This window comes from Granulicatella elegans ATCC 700633 (genome assembly GCF_000162475.2).
In the GTDB taxonomy this organism is placed as follows: domain Bacteria; phylum Bacillota; class Bacilli; order Lactobacillales; family Aerococcaceae; genus Granulicatella; species Granulicatella elegans.
In genome coordinates this window covers 413,083-415,320 of record NZ_KI391971.1, presented here as the reverse complement: position 1 = coordinate 415,320, position 2,238 = coordinate 413,083, and the positions used below count along the sequence as shown (strand labels likewise).

The 2,238-nt window shown below is 46.1% G+C and carries 1 rRNA gene; it reads right to left on the bottom strand.

Features of this window, described 5'->3' with window-relative positions:
• Nucleotides 1-166 precede the first annotated feature (166 nt).
• Nucleotides 167-1,716: ribosomal RNA gene (locus HMPREF0446_RS01830) — 16S ribosomal RNA — on the bottom strand.
• Nucleotides 1,717-2,238 lie beyond the last annotated feature (522 nt).

The window sequence follows — 2,238 nt, the reverse complement described above, 5'->3', positions numbered from 1 at the left end:
TTTGTTAGATTTCTCTAACTCTCGGTAAATTTTTGGTTTAAATTTGTGATATAGTATTCAGTTTTCAAAGGTCGAGTTGAGAGTTAACCTCTCAAAACTAAACAAAGATTTCAACCGGTAGGGTTCCGTATTCATCTAACGCCTTAACATTAGATGTTATCCTTAGAAAGGAGGTGATCCAGCCGCACCTTCCGATACGGCTACCTTGTTACGACTTCACCCCAATCATCTATCCCACCTTAGGCGGCTGGCTCCATAAGGTTACCTCACCGACTTTGGGTGTTACAAACTCTCGTGGTGTGACGGGCGGTGTGTACAAGACCCGGGAACGTATTCACCGCGGCGTGCTGATCCGCGATTACTAGCGATTCCGGCTTCATGTAGGCGAGTTGCAGCCTACAATCCGAACTGAGAATGGCTTTAAGAGATTCGCTTACCCTCGCGAGTTCGCTGCTCGTTGTACCATCCATTGTAGCACGTGTGTAGCCCAAGTCATAAGGGGCATGATGATTTGACGTCATCCCCACCTTCCTCCGGTTTGTCACCGGCAGTCTCACTAGAGTGCCCAACTCAATGCTGGCAACTAGTAATAAGGGTTGCGCTCGTTGCGGGACTTAACCCAACATCTCACGACACGAGCTGACGACAACCATGCACCACCTGTCACTTTGTCCCCGAAGGGAAAGCTCTATCTCTAGAGTGGTCAAAGGATGTCAAGACTTGGTAAGGTTCTTCGCGTTGCTTCGAATTAAACCACATGCTCCACCGCTTGTGCGGGTCCCCGTCAATTCCTTTGAGTTTCAACCTTGCGGTCGTACTCCCCAGGCGGAGTGCTTAATGCGTTAACTGCAGCACTGAAGGGCGGAAACCCTCCAACACTTAGCACTCATCGTTTACGGCGTGGACTACCAGGGTATCTAATCCTGTTTGCTACCCACGCTTTCGAGCCTCAGCGTCAGTTACAGACCAGAGAGTCGCCTTCGCCACTGGTGTTCCTCCATATATCTACGCATTTCACCGCTACACATGGAATTCCACTCTCCTCTTCTGCACTCAAGTCAACCAGTTTCCAATGACCCTCCCCGGTTGAGCCGGGGGCTTTCACATCAGACTTAATTGACCGCCTGCGCTCGCTTTACGCCCAATAAATCCGGACAACGCTTGCCACCTACGTATTACCGCGGCTGCTGGCACGTAGTTAGCCGTGGCTTTCTGGTTAGATACCGTCACACGCATAACAGTTACTCTATGCGCTGTTCTTCTCTAACAACAGAGTTTTACGAACCGAAATCCTTCTTCACTCACGCGGCGTTGCTCCGTCAGACTTGCGTCCATTGCGGAAGATTCCCTACTGCTGCCTCCCGTAGGAGTTTGGGCCGTGTCTCAGTCCCAATGTGGCCGATCACCCTCTCAGGTCGGCTATGCATCACGGCCTTGGTGAGCCGTTACCTCACCAACTAGCTAATGCACCGCGGGTCCATCCATCAGCAGAAGCCGAAGCCTCTTTTCCTTCTTCAGTCATGCGACTGTAGAACCTATGCGGTTTTAGCATCCGTTTCCGAATGTTATCCCCCTCTGATGGGCAGGTTACCCACGTGTTACTCACCCGTTCGCCACTAGATTGACCAGTGCAAGCACCGGTCGCTCTCGTTCGACTTGCATGTATTAGGCACGCCGCCAGCGTTCGTCCTGAGCCAGGATCAAACTCTCATGAAAATACATTCATAAGCTTTTGAAAGCTCATTTTAATTACTGACTTATTGTTTTTCTCCTTAGAGAAAAGAAATTGTTGTTTCTTCACTTTCGTGAAGTCCCTACACATTTGGTTTGTCTTCTTTGTTTAGTTTTCAAAGGTCAACGTCGCTTATCGCGACAACTCCTATATATTATCATAGGCATTTTTTACTGTCAACAATTTTTTTAATTTATTTCAAACGCTTCAAACGCGAACGTTCGTTAACAGTGTTTATAATTTACCATAGCTAGCTTCTGTTTGCAAGTCTTTTTTAGAACTTTTTTTATATTTTCTTACTCAATAGAAAAGACTGTAGTTTTTTTGTACTGCACCCCAAAAGTTAGACATAAAAAATCTAACTTTTGGGGTGTTTTTTTATGAAATTAACTTATGAAGATAAAATAGAAATTTATCAACTAAGAAAACAAGGTGAAAGCTTAAAGAATCTTTCACAGAAATACGATATCGCCGTTTCTAATATTAAATACATAGTTCGATTGATT